The following is a 20,033-nucleotide window of genomic DNA, read 5'->3' as shown; positions in this document are numbered from 1 at the left end:
CATGCGGGACATCTCGGCCCTGACACTCGACAACCTGCTGTTTCAGATGGACGCGGATGGCATCGCCACCGTCACGCTGAACCGCGCCGCCAAGCGCAACGCGCTGAACGCCGAGACCATCGAGGAGCTGGTCGAGGTCTTTTCCGCCCTGCCCGCCTCGGGCACCCGCGCCGTGGTGCTGCGCGCCGAAGGGCCGCATTTCTGCGCCGGGCTGGATCTGATCGAGCACGGCCGCGAACAGCGCAGCCCCGCCGAGTTCATGCGCATCTGCCTGCGCTGGCACGAGGCCTTCAACAAGATCGAATATGGCGGCGTGCCGGTCATCGCGGCGCTGAAGGGCGCGGTGGTCGGCGGCGGGCTGGAGCTGGCCTCCTCGGTCCATATCCGGGTCATGGACGAGACCACCTATTTCGGCCTGCCCGAGGGCCAGCGCGGCTTGTTCACCGGCGGCGGCGCCACCATCCGCGTGCCGCGGCTGATCGGCCAGGCGCGCATGGTCGACATGATGCTGACCGGCCGGCTTTATTCCGGCGAGGAGGCGACGCAGGTCGGGCTGGCGCAATACCGGGTCGCGGACAGCGAGGCCAAGGCATACGAGCTGGCCCGCCGGGTGGCGCAGAACACGCCCTTGTCGAATTTCGCCGCCTGCTCGGCGATCTCGCACATGCAGAACATGTCGGGGCTGGACGCCGCCTATGCCGAAGCCATGGTCGCCGGCATCGTCAACACCCAGGACGCCGCCAAGGGAAGGCTGGACAGTTTCGCCCAGGGCACGGCGCAGAAGATTAAGCCGGGCGAGGCCGGCTGAGCGCCGCCCGGGTCAGTCCACCGGGCGGATCAGCTTTTTCTCCAGCACCCGCAGCACCGTCGGCAGGTCGTGCCCGCGCTTGAGGATGCGGCCGTCCAGGCCGATCACCGCGTATTGCCCCTGCGCCTGGCGCAGCCTGGGACGCTTCTCGATGCGATAGAGCGGATGCTCGGCCGCCCGGCGAAACACCGAGAACACCGCCATGTCGCGCAGGAACGACATGGCATAGTCGCGCCATTCGCCCGCCGCGACCATGCGGCCGTAAAGCGACAGGATGACGCCCAGTTCGGCCCGGTCGAAGGCCACGCGATCATGCTCGGACGGGAAACCGAAGGGCGCATTCATCATGACGGAATGGTGACACCGCCCCGGCGCGCAATCAATGAAAAAGGGCGACGCCGCGCCGCGACGGCGTCTGCCGCCGCGCCCTGGGCGGACCGTCGCCTAGGGGCCGGCCCGGCGCCGGCCGCCGGCCATGCGTGCCAGGGTGCCGTCGCGCCACATCCCCTCGTGCAGGCCGACCATCAGCACATGGCCAGCGATCAGCGCCAGCAGCAGCCAGCCCAGCTCGCCATGCAGCGCGTCGCCGATGCCGACCATCCAGCCGATCGGCGGTTGCTGCGCCGCGAAGATCTCGAAGCCGAAGGGCGCGAAGCCGCGCTCGCCGCCATAGGCGCGCAGCAGCGCGGCGACCGGCACGATCAGCATGACCAGATACAGCGCGCCATGCCCCAGCCGCGCCGCCAGCCCCGGCAGGCCGGCGCCATGACCCGGCCGGTTGCGGCGGTTCGCCAGCGACCAGAGCAGCCGCAGCGCGATCAGCAGGAACAGCACCGTGCCGACCTGCTGATGCGAACCGACGAAAAAGGACACCAGCGGCGTGCGGCCCAGGGCCAGCCGCAGCCCCATGCCGATGAACTGCCACAGCATCAGCGCGGCGATGCTCCAGTGCAGCAGCCGGGTGATGCGGCCATAGGCCCGAGCGGTGTCGCGCAGCGGAAGGGAAGGCGTGGGCAGGGTCATGCTGGTTCTGGCCGGAAAAGCGGTAAAGTTGACTAATTTTCTTAGCGACAGTATGGCCATGGCCCGAAACGGGCAAGACCCGCGAACCTTTCTGCGGGGTAACATGGTCGTCAGCATCCGTTTCGTTTCCGTTTCCCTTGTGCCTGCCGGGGTATGGCCCAGATGAATGCTCAGAATCGCGACATCCCGACCGAGACCGGCTGCCCGCTGACCGAGGCGCAGGAGGGGCTGTGGTATGTCCAGGCGCTGGACGCGGACAACCCGATCCTGAACACCGGGCAATATCTGGAACTGACCGGCCCGCTGGACCGCGACGCGCTGGCCCGGGCGGTCTCCCGCACCATCGCCGAAACCCCGGCCCTGGCGCTGCGCTTCTTCGCCGGACCGGACGGGCCGCGCCAAAGCGTCGGCCTGCCGCCGATCCTGGGCTTCGCCGACCTTTCCGCCCAGCCCGATGCCGAGGCGCAGGCGCAGGCGCAGATGCAGGCCGACAGCCGCCGCCCGCTGGACTTGGCGCGCGAGCCGGCCGGGGCGCTGAGCCTGATCGCACTCGGCCCCGAGCGGCATTTCCTTTACCAGCGCATCCACCACCTGGCCATCGACGGCTATGGCATGGTGCTGGTCACCAACCGCATCGCCGCGCATTACGCCGCGCTGGTGGCCGGCACGCCCGAGCCCGAGCCCTTCGGCCCGCTGGCGCTGGCGGCCGAGGAGGACGCGGCCTGGCGCGCCTCGCCCCGGCGCGCGGCCGACCGCGACTGGTGGCACGCCCAGCTTACCGGCCTGCCCGAGGTCGCGGGCCCGGCGCCGGGCCGCGCGGTCAGCGGCCATGACTTCCTGCGCGATTCGCGCCGGTTGCCGCAGGCGCTGCTGGACCGGCTGGCGGCCTATGCCGCCGAACACCGGCTGGGCTGGCCGGATGTGCTGAACGCGCTTTGCGGCGCCTATCTGGCGCGCTGGACCGGCGGTGAGGCGGTGATCGGCCTGCCCTTCATGGCGCGGATGGGCCGCAGGATCGCGCAGGTGCCCTGCATGGCGATGAACGTTCTGCCGCACCGGCTGCGCCCGGACGAGGACGCGCCCCTGCCCGAATGGCTGTCCGCGCAGTCGAAAGCCATGGCCCAGGCCCGCCGCCGCGGCCTTTACCGCAGCGAGATTCTGCGGCGCGAACTGGGGCTGGTCGGCGGCACGCGGCGGCTTTACGGGCCGCTGGTGAACGTGCAGCCCTTTGACAGGCCGCCGGAATTCCCGGGGCTCGACTGCCGGCTGCATATCCTGGGCGCCGGGGCGGTGGACGACCTGACGCTGACCTTCCGCGGCGACCCGGCCGCGGGGATGATCTTCGAGGTGGACGCGAACCCGGCGCTTTATGCGCCCGAGGAGGTGCGCGGCCATGGCGACCGGCTGGCGGCCTTCCTGGCCGCGGCGCTGGCGGCCGAAACCCTGGCCGAGGTGCCGACCGCCAGCCCGGCCGAGATCGCGGCAAGCACAGCGCGGGCCCAGGCGACCCGGCATCCGCTGCCCGACACCACCTTGACCGCGCTGATCGAGGCGCAGCTTGCCGCCACGCCCGAGGCGCCGGCCGTCAGCTTCGGCGCGGACAGCCTGGATTGCGCCGCGCTCGATCGCCGCAGCGCGGCTCTGGCTGCGCGGCTGCAGGCGCTCGGCGCCGGTCCGGACCGCATCGTCGCGGTGGCGCTGGACCGCGCGCTGGAACTGCCGGTGGCGCTGCTGGCCATCCTGCGCGCCGGCGCGGCCTATCTGCCGCTGGACCCGGCGCATCCGCCCGAGCGCATCGCCCGCATCCTGGCGCAGGCCCGGCCGGTCGCGGTGCTGACCTCGGCCGATCTGGCCGGGCTGTTCCCGCCGGGCACCGAATTGCTGCTGCCCACCGACTGGCCCGCCGACCAGCCGACCGACCGGCCGGCCGCGGGCCGCCCCAAGGCCGCGCCGGCGCCGGACGATCTGGCCTATGTGATCTTCACCTCGGGTTCGACCGGCGAGCCCAAGGGCGTCGCCGTCGAGCATCGCGCCATCGTCAACCGCCTGCTGTGGATGCGCGCGCAATACGGCATCAATGCCCAGGACCGCATCCTGCAGAAGACCCCGGCGACCTTCGACGTCTCGGTCTGGGAGTTCTTCCTGCCGATGATCGCCGGGGCCGAGCTGGTCATGGCGCCGCCCGGCGCGCATCGCGACCCCGCCGCCATCGCCGGGCTGATCCGCGAACGCGGCATCACCACCTGCCATTTCGTGCCCTCGATGCTGTCGGCCTTCCTGGCCTCGCCCGCCTCGCAGGGGCTGGCGATGGCCCGCGTCTTCTGCTCGGGCGAGGAGCTGACGGCGGACCAGCGCGACCGCTTCCATGCCCGGATGACGGCCGAGCTGCACAATCTTTACGGCCCGACCGAGGCGGCGGTGGATGTCAGTTTCTGGCCCGCCGGGCCCGAGGACCGCGCGAACCCGGTGCCGATCGGCTGGCCGGTCTGGAACACGGCGCTGCAGGTGCTGGACGAACGGATGCGCCCGGTGCCGCCGGGTCTGGCCGGGCATCTGTATCTGGGCGGCGTGCAGCTGGCGCGCGGCTATCTGGGCCGGCCCGACCTGACCGCGGAACGTTTCGTCGCGGGGCCGGCAGGGCGACTTTACGCCACCGGCGACCTGGCGCGGCTGCGCCCGGACGGGGCGGTGGTCTATCTGGGCCGCTCGGACCATCAGGTGAAGCTCCGCGGCCTGCGCGTCGAGCTGGGCGAGATCGAGGCGGCGATCATGGCCTCGGGCCTGGCCCGCGAGGCGGTGGTGATCGCGCGCGAGGACCATGCCGGAGAAAAGCGCCTCGTGGCCTATCTGGTGCCGGCGGCGGACTGGCGGCCGGGCCTGCTGGCCGAGCGGCTGGCGGCCAGCCTGCCGGCCTATATGCTGCCTGCGGCCGAGGTGGCGCTGGCGGCGCTGCCGGTGACCGCGAACGGCAAGCTGGACCGCAAGGCGCTGCCGGCGCCGGAATTCGCCGCCGCCGGCCGGGCGGCAAAGACCCCGACCGAACGGCTGCTGGCGCGGCTTTACGCCGCGATCCTGCACCTCGACACCCCCGCCCCGGCCGAGGCGGATTTCTTCGCCCTGGGCGGTGATTCGCTTTCCGCCGTGCGGCTCGCGCAGGCGCTGGAGGCCGAGACCGGCCTGGATCCGGGCCTGGGCACCATCTTCGAGCAGCCGGTGCTGGCCGCGCTGGCCGCCGTGCTGGACGCGCGGGCGCCCCGCGACGACGGGCTTGGCCCGCTGATCCTGCTGGCCGAGGGCGATCCGCAGGCGGCGCCGCTGTTCCTGATCCATCCGGCCGGCGGCCTGGCCTGGGGCTATCGCGGGCTGGCGCGGCGCATCGCCCCGGCGCGGCGGGTCTGGGGCCTGCAGCATCCCGGCCTCGACCCGGCGGTGGCCATGCCCGAAAGCCTGGCGGCGCTGGCCCGGGACTACGCGCAGCGCATCGCGGCGCTGGTTCCGGACGGCCAGCCGGTGCATCTGGCCGGCTGGTCGGTCGGCGGCATCCTGGCGCAGGAAATTGCCGCGATCCTGTCCGCGACCGGGCGCGAGACCGGGTTGGTCGCCATGCTGGACAGCTATCCCTGCGACGCCTGGCGGGACGAGCCCGAGCCCGACCCGGTCGCCGCGCTGCGCGCCCTGCTGGCCATCGCCGGCTACGACCCCGAGGCGCATCGCGACCTGGACACGCGCGAGGCGGTGGTGGCTTTCCTGCGCCGGGGCGACAGCGCCCTGGGCGCCCTGCCCGAGCCGGTTCTGGACGGGGTGGTGCGCACGGTGACCGCCACCAACCGGCTGATCCGCGGCCATCGCCACCGCCGCTTCGGCGGCCGGGTCACGCATTTCCGCGCCGCCCGCGACCACCAGGGCAGCGCCCTGAACCCGGCGATGTGGGCGCCCTATGTCGCCGGTCTCGAGGTCATCGACCTGCCCTTCCTGCATGCCGAGATGACCTCGGCCGAGGCCACGGCGCTGATCCTGCCCGAACTTACCCGCCGGCTGGCGGCGGCCCCGGTCTGACCGGCGCCGCGCTGCCGGGCGGCGGCTGCGCCTTGCCGGCCTGCGGGAAGGCCAGGGCGGCAAACCCGCCCAGCAGCCCGGCAAGGCCCGGCAGAACCTCTCCCGGATCCCATCGCGCCGCCGCAAAGGCGGCGCAGCCGGCGCGGCAATCCGCCTGCATTCGCGTCGTGCTCAGCACGCAAAGCGTGATCCCCAGCATTCCGAAAGCGTATCTGACAAGGACCATGCGACTCCCTCCGTTTCCGGACAAGAAAAGCGCAGAGTCGCAAAGATCCGGTTAATCGGCGGCCGCGAAGGGCAGAACCAGCGGGAACGAGCCCGCAAGCGTCTGGATATGCGCATGGCCGGGCAGGACATGAAGCTGCGCCCGGTGGCCGGGATGCCGGGCCAGACCGGCGACGAACTGCATGGTCGCCGGCGCCGGCCCGTCGGGGGGCGGGCCGGCGCTGCCCGAACGCTGCTCGCGGTCGCCCAGCGCCACCAGCAGCGGCAACGATGCGGGGGCGGCTTCCTGCGCCACGCGGCGGATCAGCGCCTCGTCCCACCAGATCGAGGGGCTGATCGCGGCATGGCGGGCAAAGCCCTGCGGCCGGGCCAGCAGCGCATAAAGCGCGAACAGCCCGCCGAAACTGTGGCCCCAGAGCGTGCGGCGGACGGGATCGACGGGCAGGCCGGCCTCGGCCGCCGCGCGCAGCGGGCCGGTCAGGCGGTCGTGAAAGATCGCCGCGCCGCCGGCCATGCGGCCCGGATGGACATGGTCGGGGCGCAGCCCGTCGCCCGGCCCGTCCGGCGCGGTGAAATCCAGCGTCCGCAGCTCGCGCGCGAATTGCCGGTCGGTGTCATAGCCTACGCCGACGATCATCAGCCCCGGAGCCAGCGCCAGATGCTCGGGCGTCAGGAAGTCGAAGGCGGCATTGCCGTCCAGCATGTAAAGCACCGGCCAGCCCCGCGCCGGCGCCGGGGTCCGGGGCACGGCCAGGAACAGCCGGTAGCCGGGACCGACCGCCGCCACCCTTTGCGACAGCGCATGGGTCGGCGCGCCGGTCTGGAAGATGCGCAGCTCGGCCTGCTTCCTGGCGTGATCCGGTCCGACCTGTCCAGCCTGCGACATCTTGCGACAATCCTTTCGTTCACAAAGCTATCTGCCCCGCCTGGCGTTAGTTGACAAGGACCGTCAGGATTATAGGGTGCCGCCTGATCCGAGCCAGCCCCAGCGGTCAGCCACGTCCGTTCCCCCTGTTCAAGGAGCTTTCCATGGCCATCCAATCCCGCTACCGCCTTCGGTCCCTGCTGGGCGTCTCGGCGCTGGCGCTGTCGGTTCTTTCCGCCCCGGTGCTGGCCGACACGATCTTCACCAAGCCGCTGGTCGATTTCGCCGGCCATGTCAGCGCCGGCGGCGAGGGCCGCGCCCCGGTCCACCAGGGCGGCAAGGCGGTGATCGCGGGCGAGGCGATGATCCCCGGCCAGACCGTCACCCTGATGCGCGGCCCGAAGGTGCTGACCCCCGAGCCGATCGCCGTGGCCGAGGACGGCACCTTCAGCTTCGCGCTCGACATCGACGCCGAGGCCGAGATCGGGCTGCAGCCGATCGTCGTCATCACCGAGAACCCGGCCTCGGCCGAGGTGGTCGAGCTGAAGGTCTCGCCCCAGGTTACGGTCAGCGGCGCCGAGAAATTCGCCGTCACCAGTCAGCCGGTGGTGCGCGGCCTCTATCAGGTCAAGGCGAACGCGGCCGGGGACGCGGTCTTCGTCACCAGCGCCGTCGGCCGCCCGCCGGTCAAGGAAGCCAAGCTGGTCAAGATCGACCCCCAGACGCTGAAGATCGTCGCCGAGGTGACACCCGCCGCCGCCCCCGCGCGCGCGGACGGCAGCGACGGCGGCCTGTTCGCGGTCTATGGCGTGGACGTGGACGATGCGAACGGCCATGTCTGGGTGACCAACACCCGCCAGGACAGCGCCGCGGTCTACAAGCAGTCCGACCTGTCGCTGGTCAAGCAGTTCGCGCCGGGCGCCGTGCCGCATGCCCGCGACGTGCTGGTGGACGAGGCCAACGGCCGCGCCTATGCCAGCGCCACCGGCACGCCCGAGATCAAGGTCTTCGACACCAGGACGCTCGAGCCGCTGGAGCCGATCACCATCACGTCGCAGATCCGCGGCGAGGCATTCTCGACCATGGCGCTGGATATCGACGAGGCGGGCGGCAAGCTGGTCACCGTCAGCCTGTCCACCCCCGAGGCGGCGGTGGTCGACCTGGCCTCGGGCGAGGTTCGGGTGATCCCGCTGCCCGGCGTCAAGGCCGCCTCGGGCGTGGCCTACGACCCGCAGGAGGGGCTGATCTTCGTCGCCTCGCAGGCCACCGACAACCTGCTGATCGTCAAGGCCGAAACCGGCGAGGTGATCCATGACGTGGCGGTCGGCGCCGGCCCGCTGAACGTCGCCTTCGAGCCGGTCAGCCGCCTGGCCTATGTCGCCAATCGCGGCGCCGGCACCATCGCCGTGGTCAGCCCCGAGGGCGAGATCGTGGCGAATATCGACGCCGGCAGCCTGCCCAACCAGCTGCGCGCCGACGGCAAGGGCAATGTCTGGGCGGTGAACAAGTCCAAGGGCGCGGAGGACGAGGCCGGCGACCGCATCTGGCGCATCACGCCCGCCGCAGGCTAAGAAGCAGCCGAACCGGCCGGAGCGCGCGCGCATCGCTGCGCCCCGGCACCCCAGCCCTGGAAACGCCATGATCCTGACCCGTCCCCTGCTTGCCGCCGCCGCGCTGATCGCCTCGCTGGGCCTGGCCCGTGCCGACGTCACCGCGACCGACATCCTGGGGCGCGAGGTCACGCTGCCCCAGCCCGCCAAGCATATTGTCCTGGCCGAGGCGCGGCATCTGTCGGTGCTGGGGCTGATCCATGACGACCCGGTCTCGCTGGTCAGCGGCTGGCGGCTGGCGCGGGCGCTGGACGAGCCGACCCTGGCCGCCTATCGGCAGAAATTCCCCGATATCGACCAGATCAAGCCGGTCGGCGCCGGCACGCGCGGCCTGTCGGCCGAGGCGATCATCGGCCTGCATCCCGACCTGGTGGTGCTGACGCTGATCGACCAGGACGATCCCGGCACCGAACTGGTGCGCCGGCAGATCGAGGCGGCGGGCATCCCGGTCGCCTATGTCGACTTCTTCTCGCATCCGCAGGAAAACTCGATCCCCAGCCTGCACATCCTGGGCAAGCTGACCGGCGCCGAGGAACGGGCCGAGGAATTCGCCGGCTTTTACGAAACCCGGCTCGACCGGGTCCGCGGCCGGCTGGCCGCCGTCACCGAGCGGCCGCGGGTGTTCTTCCACGTCCATGCCGCGCCCACCGGCTGCTGCTCGACCGTGGGCTCGGGCGTGTTCAACGATTTCATCGTCACCGCCGGCGGACGGAACATCGGCGCCGAGACGGTCAAGACCCCGGTCGGCAATGTCAGCCTGGAATATCTGATCGGCGCCGATCCCGACATCTACATCGCCACCGGCGGCACGCATATGGCGGCGCGCGGCGGGCTGGTGCTGGGCTCGGAGGTCGATGCCGCGACCGCGCAGGCCAGCTTCGAGGCGCTGGTCTCGGCGCCCGGCTTCTCGGCGCTGCGGGCGGTGGAGCAGGGCCGCGCCGCCGGCGTCTGGCACATGTTCAACGATTCGCCCATCCATATCGCGCTGATCGAATACCTGGCCAAGACCTTCCATCCCGCGCTGTTCGAGGATGTCGATCCCGCCGCCACCCTGGCCGAGATCAATGCCCGCTTCTCGCCCGTCACCGTGCCGGGAAGCTGGTGGGTGACCCCGCAACCATGAGCGACGCGACGCTGAGCCGCTATCACCGGCAGGGCCGGCGCAACTCGGCCCTGGTCGGGGTGCTGGCGCTGGCGGCGCTGGCGGCGCTGCTGCTGGACCTGGTGACCGGCCCGGCCGGGCTGCCGCTGGCGGATACGCTGCAGGCGCTGGCCGGCGGCGAGGTCGCGCGCGGCACCCACGTCATCGTCTGGGACGTGCGCCTGCCGGTCGCCGCGATGGCGCTGCTGGTCGGCGCGGCGCTGGCGCTGGCCGGGGCCGAGATGCAGACGGTGCTGGAAAACCCCCTGGCCGAGCCTTTCACGCTGGGCGTCTCGTCCTCGGCCGCGCTTGGCGCCGCGGTGGCGATCGTGCTGGGCCTGACCCTGCCCGGCCTGCCCGCGGTCTGGAGCGTTTCCGGCAATGCCTTCCTGTTCGCGCTGGGCGCGCTGGCGCTGCTGCAGCTTCTGGGCCGCATCCGCGGCGGCGGGCCCGAGGTGCTGATCCTGTTCGGCGTGGCGCTGAACTTCACCGCAGCGGCGCTCTTGTCGCTGGTGCAGTTCGTCGCCTCGGCCGATGCGCTGCAGCAACTGGTGTTCTGGACCATGGGCAGCCTCGCCTCGGCGCAATGGCCGGGGGTGATGCTGATCGCGGTGGTGCTGGCGGTCTCGGTGCCGTTCTCGTTCCGCGCCGCCTGGAAGCTGACGGCGCTGCGGCTGGGCGAGGACCAGGCGCGCAGCTTCGGCGTCGACGTGACCGGGCTCAGGCGCTGGACGCTGTTCCGCGTCAGCCTGCTGTCGGCCGCCGCCGTGTCGATGGTCGGGGTGATCGGCTTCGTCGGCCTGGCCGGTCCGCATATCGCCCGGATGCTGGTGGGCGAGAACCACCGCGTCTTTCTGCCCGCCAGCCTGCTGACCGGGGCGCTGGTCATGTCGCTGGCCTCGACGCTCAGCAAGACGCTGGTGCCGGGGGTGCTGCTGCCGGTGGGGCTGGTGACCTCGCTGATCGGCCTGCCGATCTTCTTCGCGCTGATCCTGCGCGGCAGGCGGCGCTGATGCAGGGGCTGCTGGCGCAGGACATCTCGGTGCGCTACGGCGCGCGCAGCGTGCTCGCAGGGCTGGACCTGCCGCTTTTGCGCCCGGGCGAGGTCACGGTGCTGGCCGGACCGAACGCGGCCGGGAAATCGACGCTGCTGCGCGCCATCGCCCAGTTGCAGCCGCATGGCGGCAGGGTGCTGCTGGACGGGCGCGACCTGGCGCATGTGCCGATGCGCGACCGCGCCCGGCTGGTGGGCTTCATGCCGCAAAGCCTGCCGGCCGGCTCGTCGCTGGTGGCGCTGGAAAGCGTGATCGCGGCACGGCGGGCGGGCGACACGCTGGACGCGCGCGGTGCCGATGCCACCGCCATGGCGGTGCTGGACAAGCTGGGCATCGGCGCGCTGGCGCTGGAGCCGCTTTCGGCGCTGTCCGGGGGCCAGCGGCAGATGGTCAGCCTGGCGCAGGCCATCGTGCGCGACCCGCGCCTGCTGCTGCTGGACGAGCCGACCAGCGCGCTGGATCTGGCGCGGCAGGTGCGGCTCTTGTCGGAACTGCGACGGCTGGCGGCCGAGGGGCGCATCGTCGTCGCCGTGCTGCACGACCTGGCGCTGGCAGCGCAATGGGCCGACCGCATCGTGCTGATGCATGGCGGCCATACCCATGCCGAGGGCCGGCCGGAGGAGATCCTGACCCCCGCTTTGCTGGCCGAGGTCTACGGCGTCGAGGCCCGCGTCGAGCGCTGCTCGCGCGGCCGCATCATGGTGCTGATCGACGGCGAACACGCCCCGGGCTAGGGCCGGGCCGGCACGACCGGGCAAGCGGGCTCAATGCGCCCGCTGCCGGGCCCGGAATGGCAGGGGCGCGACCGAAATCCCGTCCTCGAGCAGCTGCTTGGCATCCTCGAGCCGCGCCTCGCCGTGGATCGCGCGCTCGGGCGCCAGCCCTTCATGCATGGCGCGGGCTTCTGCGGCGAAGGACATGCCGACGTAATCCGAGTTCGCCTCGATATGCTGGCGCAGCTTTTCCAGCGCCGCCTCGTGCGGGTCGCGGGGGCTGTGCAGATCCGGGGCATCGTCGCCGCCATGGGTGACGCGCGGTGCCATCAGCGCCTTCTCGACATGGACCGAGCCGCATTGCGCGCAAGTCACCTGTCCGGCCTTCCTGAGGCTTTCGAAACCTTCGGAATTGCGAAACCAGCCATCGAATTCATGGCCTTGGTCACAGCGCAGGGCATAGCGGATCATGTCGGCTCCTTTCCCTGCAAATATCGGGCCGCTCAGCCGCTTCCGCAAGCCCGTGCCCGCGCCAGCGTCCCGATCCGCGCGATCAGCGTGGCAGGATTGCCCGCCCGCGCCAGCAGCAGCGCCCGCGCGGCCTCGCCCATGCGACGCTGCCGGTCCGGATCGCGCAACAGCTCCGTCAGCAGGCGCGGCAGCCCGGCGGCATTGCAGGCCAGCGCCCCCCCCACCGCGTCCAGATCGGCATAGGCATCGGCCTGGTTCGCGACATGCGGCCCGTGCAGGATCGCGCAGCGCCAGGCCGCCGGCTCCCATGGCGTATGGCCGCCGTGATCGGCAAAGGAGCCGCCGGTGACGCAGATGCCGGCGGCGCGATACCACAGCGCCATCTCGCCCAGCGTGTCGGCCAGCAGCAGCGGCGCCTCCGGCCCGCCGCCCTGGCTGCGCCGGGCGAAATCCAGCCTGCGCGCGGCGATCAGCGCCGCCACGGCATCGCCGCGCTCGGGATGGCGCGGGGCCAGGATCAGCCGCAGATCCGGCGCGACCTGCCGCGCGGCCAGCCAGGCGTCCAGCATCGCCGCATCCTCGCCCTCATGGGTCGAGGCCGCCAGCACGGTGCGCCGACGGTCCGGCGCATCCGCGCCCGGCGCGATCCGCGCCGGACCGAGCAGCTTCAGGTTCAGCCGCGGCGTCAGCGCCTCGGGCCGCAGCCCCAGCGCCAGCAGCCGCGCCTCGCTGGCCGCGTCCTGCGCCGACAGCGCGTCGATGCGGCCCAGCATCGGCCCGATCAGCCCCGGCAGCCGGCCCCAGCGCGCCGCCGAACGCGCCGAGATGCGCGCGCCCACCACCACCTGGGCCACGCCCCGCGTCGCCGCCATCGCCGAGCGGTTGGGCCAAAGCTCGTTCTCGACCGTCACCAGCACCGAAGGCCGCACCCGGTCCAGGAAGCGCCCCACCGCCTGCGGCACGTCCAGAGGCGCCAGGCCGCAGGCATGGCCCAGCCGCCGCGCCAGGTCGCGGCCGGTCAAGCTGTTCGTCGTCACGGTCAGGGGAAAGCCGGGCGCCAGCGCCTCGGCCAGGACGCGGGCCGAAGTCAGCTCGCCGACGCTCGCGGCATGCAGCCAGATGCCGCCCGGCGCAACCTCGGGCCCCGACAGCGCCAACCGCTCGCGCCAGTCGCTTCCGGCCAGGGGCGCGGCCAGACCCAGCGCCGCGCCGGCCAGCGCCGTGGCGCCGCGCCAGATCAACGGGTCGCGGCCTCGGCAGCCTCGCGGATGGCGCGGATGTTCTTGCCATAGACGCCGGGATCGGCGACCGAGCCGCCGCGGAACACCGCCGAGCCCGCCACCAGCACATCGGCCCCCGCCTTGGCGACCAGCGGCGCGGTGCCCGGATCGACGCCGCCATCGACCTGGATATGCACCGGCCGGTCGCCGATCATGGCGCGCAGCCGGGCGATCTTGTCCAGTTGCGAATGAATGAACTTCTGCCCGCCGAAACCGGGGTTCACCGTCATCACCAGCACCATGTCGCAAAGGTCCAGCAGATATTCCACCGCCTCGGCCGGCGTGCCGGGATTCAGCGAGATCCCGGCCTTCTTGCCGGTGGCGCGGATCGCCTGCAGGGTGCGATGCGGATGCGGCCCGGCCTCGACATGCGCGGTGATCATGTCGGCGCCGGCCTCGGCATAGGCCTCGATATAGGGATCGACCGGCGCGATCATCAGGTGCACGTCCATGAAACTGGTCACATGCGGCCGGAACGCCTTCACCGCCGGCGGGCCGAAGGTCAGGTTGGGCACGAAATGCCCGTCCATCACATCGACATGCACCCAGTCGGCGCCCTCGGCCTCGATGGCGCGGATCTCCTGGCCGAAATTCGCGAAATCCGCCGACAGGATGGACGGGGCGATCTTGATGCGGCGATCGAAGGTCATGGCTGGCTCCCTGCACATACCCGCTCGGGTTACCGTCCCCGCCCGCGCGAGGTCAACCGGCATGAAGGTTGCATTTCGCCGTTTTCCAAATACCCCGCGGGGGTCCGGGGGCGCGAAGCCCCCGGCTTCCCCCTTGGGCTTTCCGCCGCAGGGCCTATATTGGGGCCAAGGCGCCGGGCCGTCGCCGGCCCCGCGCACCCGTATTCCGAAGGACTTGCAATGACCGAAACGAAGGATCTTTCCTGGGACGACAGCGTGCTGCCCTTCCAGCTGGAGCGCTCGGGCATGCGCGGCCGCGTCGCGCGCCTGGGCCCGGTGCTCGAACATATCCTGTCGCGCCACGACTACCCGGTCGCGGTCAGCGCCATGGTGGCCGAACTGACCACCCTGACCGCGCTGATCGGCCAGACCATCAAGCTGCGCTGGAAACTGTCGCTGCAGGTGCGCGGCAACGGCGCCATCCGCACCATCGCCACCGACTATTACGCCCCCGAGACCGAGGGCGGCCCCGCCCGGATGCGCGCCTGGGCCAGCTTCGACCCGGACCGGCTGCACGAGGGCGTCACCGGCTTCGACCAGCTCGGCCAGGGCTATTTCGCGGTGCTGATCGACCAGGGCGAGGGCACGACGCCCTATCAGGGCCTGACGCCGCTGGCCGGCGGCTCGCTGGCCGCCTGCGCGCAGGCCTATTTCGAACAGTCCGAGCAGCTTCCCACCCGCTTCGAGCTGACGGTCGGCCGCTCGCGCATGCCCGGCCAGGCCAAGGAGCACTGGCGTGCCGGCGGCATCATGCTGCAGACCCTGCCCGCCGCCAGCCACGCCGCCCCGGAAGGCGAGGCGCTGCAATCCGCCGACATCCTGCAGGGCGCGCAGTCCGAGGACTGGAACCGCGCCACCATGCTGATGGCCACGGTCGAGGCGATGGAGCTGGTCGATTCCGCCCTGCCCCTGCCGAACCTGGTCTTCCGGCTGTTCCACGAGGAGGAGCCCACCGCCTTCGCCGTGCAACCGCTGGTCTTCGGCTGTTCCTGCAATGCCGACCGGGTGCGCGACACGCTGTCGATCTATTCGGCCAAGGACATCGCCCACATGACCAACGGCGACGGCATCGTCACCGCCGATTGCCAGTTCTGCGGCGCGCATTACGAATTCGACCCGCAAAGCCTCGGCTTCGAGGCGACCATGGATGCCGAGGGCAATCTGCTGCCGCAAGCCGGGGCCAAAGAAAGCCGGGCCGCACTTTGATGACGGGGGTCCGCGAGACATTGATGCGGGCCCTGTCGGGAACGACCGGGCCCTCGTCCGATTTCGACTTCGGCGGCGCCCCGGCGCCCGGCGAGGCGGCGTTGCGCCCCGCCGGAGTGCTTGCCGCCTTCGACGCCGCGGACGGGCGGCTGCTGCTGACCAAGCGGGCCAGCAGCCTGCGCCACCATCCCGGCCAGATCGCCCTGCCCGGTGGCAAGGTCGATCCCGGCGATGCCGACGAGACCGCCGCCGCCCTGCGCGAGGCGCATGAGGAGGTGGGCCTCGACCCCGCCCGCGTCGAGGTCCTGGGCACCATGCCGCCGCATCGCACCGTGACCGGCTTTGCCATGACCCCGGTGCTGGCGCTGGTCCACGGCCCCTTCACCCCCGTCCCCGAGGCCGGCGAGGTCGAGGAGGTGTTCACCGTCCCCTTCGCCCATGTCACCGATCCGGCGAACTATCATGTCGAGGGCCGGATCTGGCGCGGCGCCCGGCGGGACTATTATGTCGCCCCCTGGGGACCCTATTATATCTGGGGCGCCACCGCCCGCGTCCTGCATTCGCTCGCCATCCGGATTTCAGCCAGGCTTTCCGCATGACCCGCCTGACCGCGCCCTTCCTTGACGATCCCGCCCTGGCGCGGGTGCTGGCCGCGCTTTCGGCCGAAGGCGCGCAGGCGCTGATCGTCGGCGGCGCGGTCCGGAACGCGCTGCTGGGCGAGCCGGTGGCGGATGTGGACATCTCGACCTCGGCCCGGCCCGAGGACAGCATCCGCCTGGCCGAGGCGGCCGGCCTGCGCAGCGTGCCGACCGGCATCGACCATGGCACCGTCACCGTGATCGCCGACGGCCGCGGCTTCGAGGTCACGAGCTTCCGCCGCGACGTGGAAACAGACGGCCGCCGCGCCGTGGTCGCCTATTCCGACCGGATCGAGGAAGACGCGCAGCGCCGCGACTTCACCATGAACGCGCTTTACGCCACCGCTTCGGGCAAGGTGCTGGATCCGGTGGGCGGCCTGCCCGACCTGGCCGCGCGCCGGCTGCGCTTCGTCGGCGACCCGCGCGCCCGCATCGCCGAGGACTACCTGCGCATCCTGCGCTTTTTCCGCTTCCTGGCCTGGTATGGGCGCGAGGCCGACCTGCAGGCGCTGGCCGCCTGCCGCGAGCTGCGCGCGGGCCTCGCCGGCATTTCCAGGGAACGCATCGGCCACGAGATGCGCAAGCTCTTGGATGCGCCCGACCCCTCGCGCGCCGTGGCGCTGATGGCCGAGGCGGGCGTGCTGTCGCTGGTCCTGCCCGGCGCCGATCCCGGCGACCTGCCCGAGCTGGTCGAGGCCGAGCACGAATTCGGCACCGGCGCGCTGCCCTGCTGGCCGCGCCGCCTGGCGCTGCTGGCGGCCCCGAACGCCGCCGGGGCGCTGCGGCTGTCGCGCGACGAGGCCCGCAGCCAGGACCAGATCGCCGCGGCGCTGGCGCTGCATCCGCCGGTCGCCGCCTGGCGCCACGGCCGCGCCGTCGCCGCGCAATCGGTGCTGATCCGCGCCGCCCGCGGCGAGGCGCCGCCCTTTGGCTGGTGCCACGAGCTGGCCCGCGGCGCCGAGGCGAAATTCCCGCTGGCCGCCCGCGACCTGATGCCCGAGCTTTCCGGCCCGGCCCTGGGCGAGGCCCTGAAACGCGCCGAGGCGGCATGGATCGAAAGCGATTTCACCCTGCCGCGCGAGGTGCTGCGCCGGATCGCGCTGCGACAGGAGGCCCGGGCCTGATGCATGATGTCTTCGCCCGCATGATCGACGCCTTCCGCCCGGCCGAGGGCCCGCCGCCGCGCAGCCTGCTGGCCTTCTTCCGCTGGTGCCTGTCGGGGGCATGGTCGGGGCTGGCGGTCGCGGCCGTGGCCTCGGCGCTGAGCGGCATCGCGGATATCGTCTCGGCGGTGCTGCTGGGCCGGGTGATCGATGCCGTCGTGACCAGCACGCCCGCGACCCTGGTCGCCGACAAGGGCGGGCTGATCCTGGGCTTCGTGCTGTTCTTCCTGGTGGTGCGGCCGGCGATCTTCGGCCTGTCCACCGCCTCCTCCAGCGTCATCATCGGGCCGAACCTGTTCCCGCTGGTGCTGTCGCGGCTGCACCGCTGGACCATGGGCCATGCGGTGACCTTCTTCGACAACGATTTCGCCGGCCGCATCGCGCAGAAGCAGACCCAGACCGCCCGGGCGGTGACCGACGTGGCGACGGAATTCGTCAACGTGGTGGCCTTCGCGCTGGCCTCGATCATCGGCTCGGCCGCCTTCCTGGTCTCGGTGGACGGCTGGGGCGCGGTGGCGATGCTGGCCTGGCTTGCCTGCTATGCGCTGCTGATCCGCTTCTTCCTGCCGCGCATCCGCACCCGCTCGGCCAGCCGCGCCTCGGCGCGGGCCATGGTGACGGGGCAGGTGGTGGACACGATCACCAACATCAAGACCGTGAAGCTTTTCGCCCATGCCGAGCACGAGGACCGCGCCGCACTTGGCGCCATGGCCGGGTTTCGCGAACGGGCGCTGGATTTCGGCCGCGTCAGCACCTGGTTCCGCTTTTCGCTGATGTTCGTCGCCGGCGCGCTGCCGGTGGTGCTGATCGGCGGCACGCTGATGCTGTGGCGCGAGGGGCTGGCGACGGCCGGCGACATCGCCGCCGCCGGCGCGATCTCGATGCGGCTGGCGCAGATGACCGGCTGGGTCAGCATGGCGCTGATGGGCGTCTGGGGTTCGATCGGCGAGGTCGAGGACGGCATGAAGACCCTGTCGCCGCCCCATGCCCTGACCGACGCCGCCGATGCGGTCGCGCTGGACCGCGTGGCCGGGCGCATCGACTTCGACCATGTCGATTTCGCCTATGGCCGCGACACGGCGCGGGACGGCGGCGGCGGCATCCGCGACCTGGACCTGCATATCGCCCCGGGCGAGAGGCTGGGCATGGTCGGGGCCTCGGGCGCCGGCAAGTCCACCATGGTCTCGCTGCTGCTGCGGCTTTACGACGTGGAACGCGGCGCGGTGCGGGTGGACGGCCATGACGTGCGCGCGGTGACCCAGGAAAGCCTGCGCCGCAACATCGCCATGGTCACGCAGGAAACCGCGATGTTCAACCGCTCGGCCCGCGACAACATCCTTTACGGCCGCCCGGATGCCACCGAGGAGGAGATCGTGGCGGCGGCCCGCGCGGCCGAGGCGCATGAGTTCATCCTGACCCTGCGCGACCATATGGGCCGCGCCGGCTACGACGCCCATCTGGGCGAGCGCGGCGTCAAGCTGTCCGGCGGCCAGCGCCAGCGCATCGCGCTGGCCCGCGCGCTCTTGAAGGACGCGCCGATCCTGGTCCTGGACGAGGCGACATCGGCGCTGGACAGCGAGGTCGAGGCGCAGGTGCAGGAGGCGCTGCACCGCGCCATGCAGGGCAAGACCGTGCTGGCCATCGCGCACCGGCTCTCGACCATCGCCGAGCTGGACCGCATCGTGGTGCTGGAAGCCGGCCGCATCGTCGAGCAGGGCAGCCATGCCGAGCTGCTGGCGCTGGACGGCACCTATGCCCGCTACTGGAACCGCCAGTCCGGCGGCTTCCTGGGCACCGACGAGGACGAGGAAACCACCGAGGCCGCCGAGTGATCTGGACCGTCGAGCGGCTGGGCCGCAAGGGCGATGGCGTGGCGGTCGGGTCCGGGGGCCGCGCCCTGGCGGCGCTGACCCTGCCCGGCGAGGTGATCGAGGGCGAGGCCGAGAACGGCCGCATCGCCAGCCCGCGCATCGTGACCCCCGCGCCCGAGCGGGTGCGCCCGCCCTGCCCGCATTACCGCGCCTGCGGCGGTTGCGCGCTGATGCACGGCTCCGAGGCGTTCGTGAAGGCCTGGAAGGTCGGCGTGGTGACCGAGGCGTTGCGGGCGCAGGGGCTTTCCGCGCCGATTGCCGGGGTGCATGTCTCGCCGCCGCGCTCGCGCCGGCGGGCGGTGCTGTCGGGGCGGCGGACGAAGAAAGACGCGCTGCTGGGCTTTCACGCCCGCGCCTCGGACGTGATCGTCGATATCGCGGATTGCCATGTGCTGCGGCCGGGAATCCAGTCGTCGTTGCCGCTGCTGCGGCGGCTGGTCGTCGCCGGCGCCTCGCGCGCGGGCGAGCTGTCGCTGACCGTGACCGAGACGCCGGCCGGGCTGGACGTGGCGGTGACCGGCGGCAAGCCGATGCAGCCGGCGCTGTTCCAAACCCTGGCGGCGCTGGCGGCCGAGGGCGATCTGGCGCGGCTCAGTTGGGACGGCCAAGGCATCACCCGCCGCCCGCCGGCGCTGCCCATGGGGCGGGCGCAGGTCGTGCCGCCGCCGGGCGGTTTCCTGCAGGCCACCGCCGAGGGCGAGGCGGCGTTGCTGGCCGCGGTGCGCGGCATGTTGCGCGGTGCCGGCCGGGTGCTGGACCTGTTCGCCGGCTGCGGCACCTTCACCCTGCCGCTGGCCGAGACGGCCGAGGTCCATGCCGTCGAGGGGCTGGCCGCGCCGCTGCAGGCGCTGGACGCGGCCGCTCGCCGCAGCCCCGGCCTGCGCCGAATCACGACCGAGATTCGCGACCTTGCCCGCCGGCCGCTCATGCCCGACGAGCTGGCCTATGACGCAATCGTGATCGACCCGCCGCGCGCCGGGGCCGAGGCGCAGGCGCGCGAACTGGCCCGCTCGGCCGCGGACCGGCTGGCCTGGGTCAGCTGCGATCCCGTCACTTTTGCAAGGGACGCGCGAATTCTCGCCGAGGGCGGATGGGCGCTGGCGCGGCTCTTCGTGGTCGACCAGTTCCGCTGGTCGCCGCATGTCGAGACCGTGGCGGAATTTCGCCGAAGCTAGCGAAATTTTAATCTCTGTGCTATTTCTTGGGAAAACCAAGCGCA

Annotated in this window: 18 protein-coding genes; 11 read left to right on the top strand and 7 right to left on the bottom strand. The window is 71.9% G+C overall.

The window, feature by feature from the left end:
* Position 1: 1 nt before the first annotated feature.
* Complete coding sequence (locus ACFOMP_RS15440) at positions 2 to 808, top strand: crotonase/enoyl-CoA hydratase family protein (RefSeq protein WP_379032080.1); 807 nt, start codon at positions 2 to 4, stop codon at positions 806 to 808.
* Positions 809 to 820: 12 nt separating this feature from the next.
* Here the strand turns inward: ACFOMP_RS15440 and ACFOMP_RS15435 are convergent, their stop codons facing one another.
* The gene (locus ACFOMP_RS15435; RefSeq protein WP_289894836.1) at positions 821 to 1,153 is read right to left on the bottom strand and encodes a DUF2794 domain-containing protein; all 333 of its coding nucleotides are present in this window, start codon (positions 1,151 to 1,153) and stop codon (positions 821 to 823) included.
* 99 nt (positions 1,154 to 1,252) lie between these two features.
* A complete protein-coding gene (locus tag ACFOMP_RS15430) occupies positions 1,253 to 1,831 on the bottom strand; it encodes a cytochrome b (protein WP_289894774.1) in 579 nt (192 codons plus the stop codon).
* A gap of 162 nt (positions 1,832 to 1,993) precedes the next feature.
* Here ACFOMP_RS15430 and ACFOMP_RS15425 point away from each other — a divergent pair, with 162 nt between their 5' ends.
* On the top strand, positions 1,994 to 5,887 hold the full coding sequence (locus ACFOMP_RS15425) for an amino acid adenylation domain-containing protein (RefSeq protein ID WP_379032076.1): 3,894 nt from the start codon (positions 1,994 to 1,996) through the stop codon (positions 5,885 to 5,887).
* Here ACFOMP_RS15425 and ACFOMP_RS15420 read toward each other — a convergent pair.
* The gene (locus ACFOMP_RS15420) at positions 5,856 to 6,113 is read right to left on the bottom strand and encodes a hypothetical protein (RefSeq protein WP_289894772.1); all 258 of its coding nucleotides are present in this window, start codon (positions 6,111 to 6,113) and stop codon (positions 5,856 to 5,858) included. The genes ACFOMP_RS15425 and ACFOMP_RS15420 overlap by 32 nt on opposite strands.
* 51 nt (positions 6,114 to 6,164) lie before the next feature.
* The gene (locus ACFOMP_RS15415) at positions 6,165 to 6,998 is read right to left on the bottom strand and encodes an alpha/beta hydrolase (protein WP_289894771.1); all 834 of its coding nucleotides are present in this window, start codon (positions 6,996 to 6,998) and stop codon (positions 6,165 to 6,167) included.
* A 143-nt stretch (positions 6,999 to 7,141) separates the two neighbouring features.
* Here ACFOMP_RS15415 and ACFOMP_RS15410 point away from each other — a divergent pair, with 143 nt between their 5' ends.
* The 4 genes from ACFOMP_RS15410 (at position 7,142) to ACFOMP_RS15395 (ending at position 11,517) form a co-directional block, all read left to right on the top strand.
* Positions 7,142 to 8,548 (top strand): YncE family protein, encoded by a 1,407-nt coding sequence (locus tag ACFOMP_RS15410; protein WP_379032073.1) that lies wholly within the window; start codon positions 7,142 to 7,144, stop codon positions 8,546 to 8,548.
* Between the two features lie 67 nt (positions 8,549 to 8,615).
* Entirely contained in the window at positions 8,616 to 9,710 is a 1,095-nt protein-coding gene (locus tag ACFOMP_RS15405; RefSeq protein WP_379032070.1) for an ABC transporter substrate-binding protein, read from the top strand.
* Entirely contained in the window at positions 9,689 to 10,741 is a 1,053-nt protein-coding gene (locus tag ACFOMP_RS15400) for a FecCD family ABC transporter permease (RefSeq protein WP_379032067.1), read from the top strand. Before ACFOMP_RS15405 ends, ACFOMP_RS15400 begins: the two co-directional genes overlap by 22 nt.
* On the top strand, positions 10,741 to 11,517 hold the full coding sequence (locus tag ACFOMP_RS15395) for an ABC transporter ATP-binding protein (protein WP_289894767.1): 777 nt from the start codon (positions 10,741 to 10,743) through the stop codon (positions 11,515 to 11,517). The genes ACFOMP_RS15400 and ACFOMP_RS15395 overlap by 1 nt, the downstream gene beginning before the upstream one ends.
* 30 nt (positions 11,518 to 11,547) lie before the next feature.
* On the opposite strand, the gene ACFOMP_RS15390 is transcribed toward ACFOMP_RS15395, so the two are convergent.
* The 3 genes from ACFOMP_RS15390 to rpe are packed head-to-tail and all read right to left on the bottom strand — an operon-like array spanning position 11,548 to position 13,897.
* Entirely contained in the window at positions 11,548 to 11,967 is a 420-nt protein-coding gene (locus ACFOMP_RS15390; protein ID WP_289894766.1) for a DUF1178 family protein, read from the bottom strand.
* A 32-nt stretch (positions 11,968 to 11,999) separates the two neighbouring features.
* Positions 12,000 to 13,208 carry a 3-deoxy-D-manno-octulosonic acid transferase gene (locus tag ACFOMP_RS15385; protein WP_379032062.1) on the bottom strand — a complete coding sequence of 403 codons (1,209 nt, stop codon included), beginning with the start codon at positions 13,206 to 13,208 and terminating at the stop codon, positions 12,000 to 12,002.
* Complete coding sequence (rpe, locus tag ACFOMP_RS15380) at positions 13,205 to 13,897, bottom strand: ribulose-phosphate 3-epimerase (RefSeq protein ID WP_289894764.1); 693 nt, start codon at positions 13,895 to 13,897, stop codon at positions 13,205 to 13,207. Before rpe ends, ACFOMP_RS15385 begins: the two co-directional genes overlap by 4 nt.
* Before the next feature lie 219 nt (positions 13,898 to 14,116).
* Between rpe and hslO the strand changes: the two genes are divergently transcribed.
* The 5 genes from hslO to ACFOMP_RS15355 are packed head-to-tail and all read left to right on the top strand — an operon-like array spanning position 14,117 to position 19,989.
* The gene (hslO, locus tag ACFOMP_RS15375; protein ID WP_379032059.1) at positions 14,117 to 15,142 is read left to right on the top strand and encodes an Hsp33 family molecular chaperone HslO; all 1,026 of its coding nucleotides are present in this window, start codon (positions 14,117 to 14,119) and stop codon (positions 15,140 to 15,142) included.
* A gap of 23 nt (positions 15,143 to 15,165) precedes the next feature.
* A complete protein-coding gene (locus ACFOMP_RS15370; protein ID WP_379032056.1) occupies positions 15,166 to 15,741 on the top strand; it encodes a CoA pyrophosphatase in 576 nt (191 codons plus the stop codon).
* Positions 15,738 to 16,904, top strand: a complete 1,167-nt coding sequence (locus ACFOMP_RS15365; protein WP_379032053.1) for a CCA tRNA nucleotidyltransferase — start codon at positions 15,738 to 15,740, stop codon at positions 16,902 to 16,904. The genes ACFOMP_RS15370 and ACFOMP_RS15365 overlap by 4 nt, the downstream gene beginning before the upstream one ends.
* Positions 16,904 to 18,775: an ABC transporter ATP-binding protein gene (locus ACFOMP_RS15360; protein ID WP_379032050.1), complete on the top strand. Its 1,872-nt coding sequence runs from the start codon at positions 16,904 to 16,906 to the stop codon at positions 18,773 to 18,775. Before ACFOMP_RS15365 ends, ACFOMP_RS15360 begins: the two co-directional genes overlap by 1 nt.
* Positions 18,772 to 19,989, top strand: a complete 1,218-nt coding sequence (locus ACFOMP_RS15355) for a class I SAM-dependent RNA methyltransferase (protein ID WP_379032048.1) — start codon at positions 18,772 to 18,774, stop codon at positions 19,987 to 19,989. Before ACFOMP_RS15360 ends, ACFOMP_RS15355 begins: the two co-directional genes overlap by 4 nt.
* The last annotated feature ends 44 nt before the right edge of the window (positions 19,990 to 20,033 follow it).

It is taken from the genome of Paracoccus simplex (assembly GCF_042648325.1).
Taxonomy (GTDB): domain Bacteria; phylum Pseudomonadota; class Alphaproteobacteria; order Rhodobacterales; family Rhodobacteraceae; genus Paracoccus; species Paracoccus simplex.
This window is presented reverse-complemented; position numbering and strand designations above follow the sequence as displayed.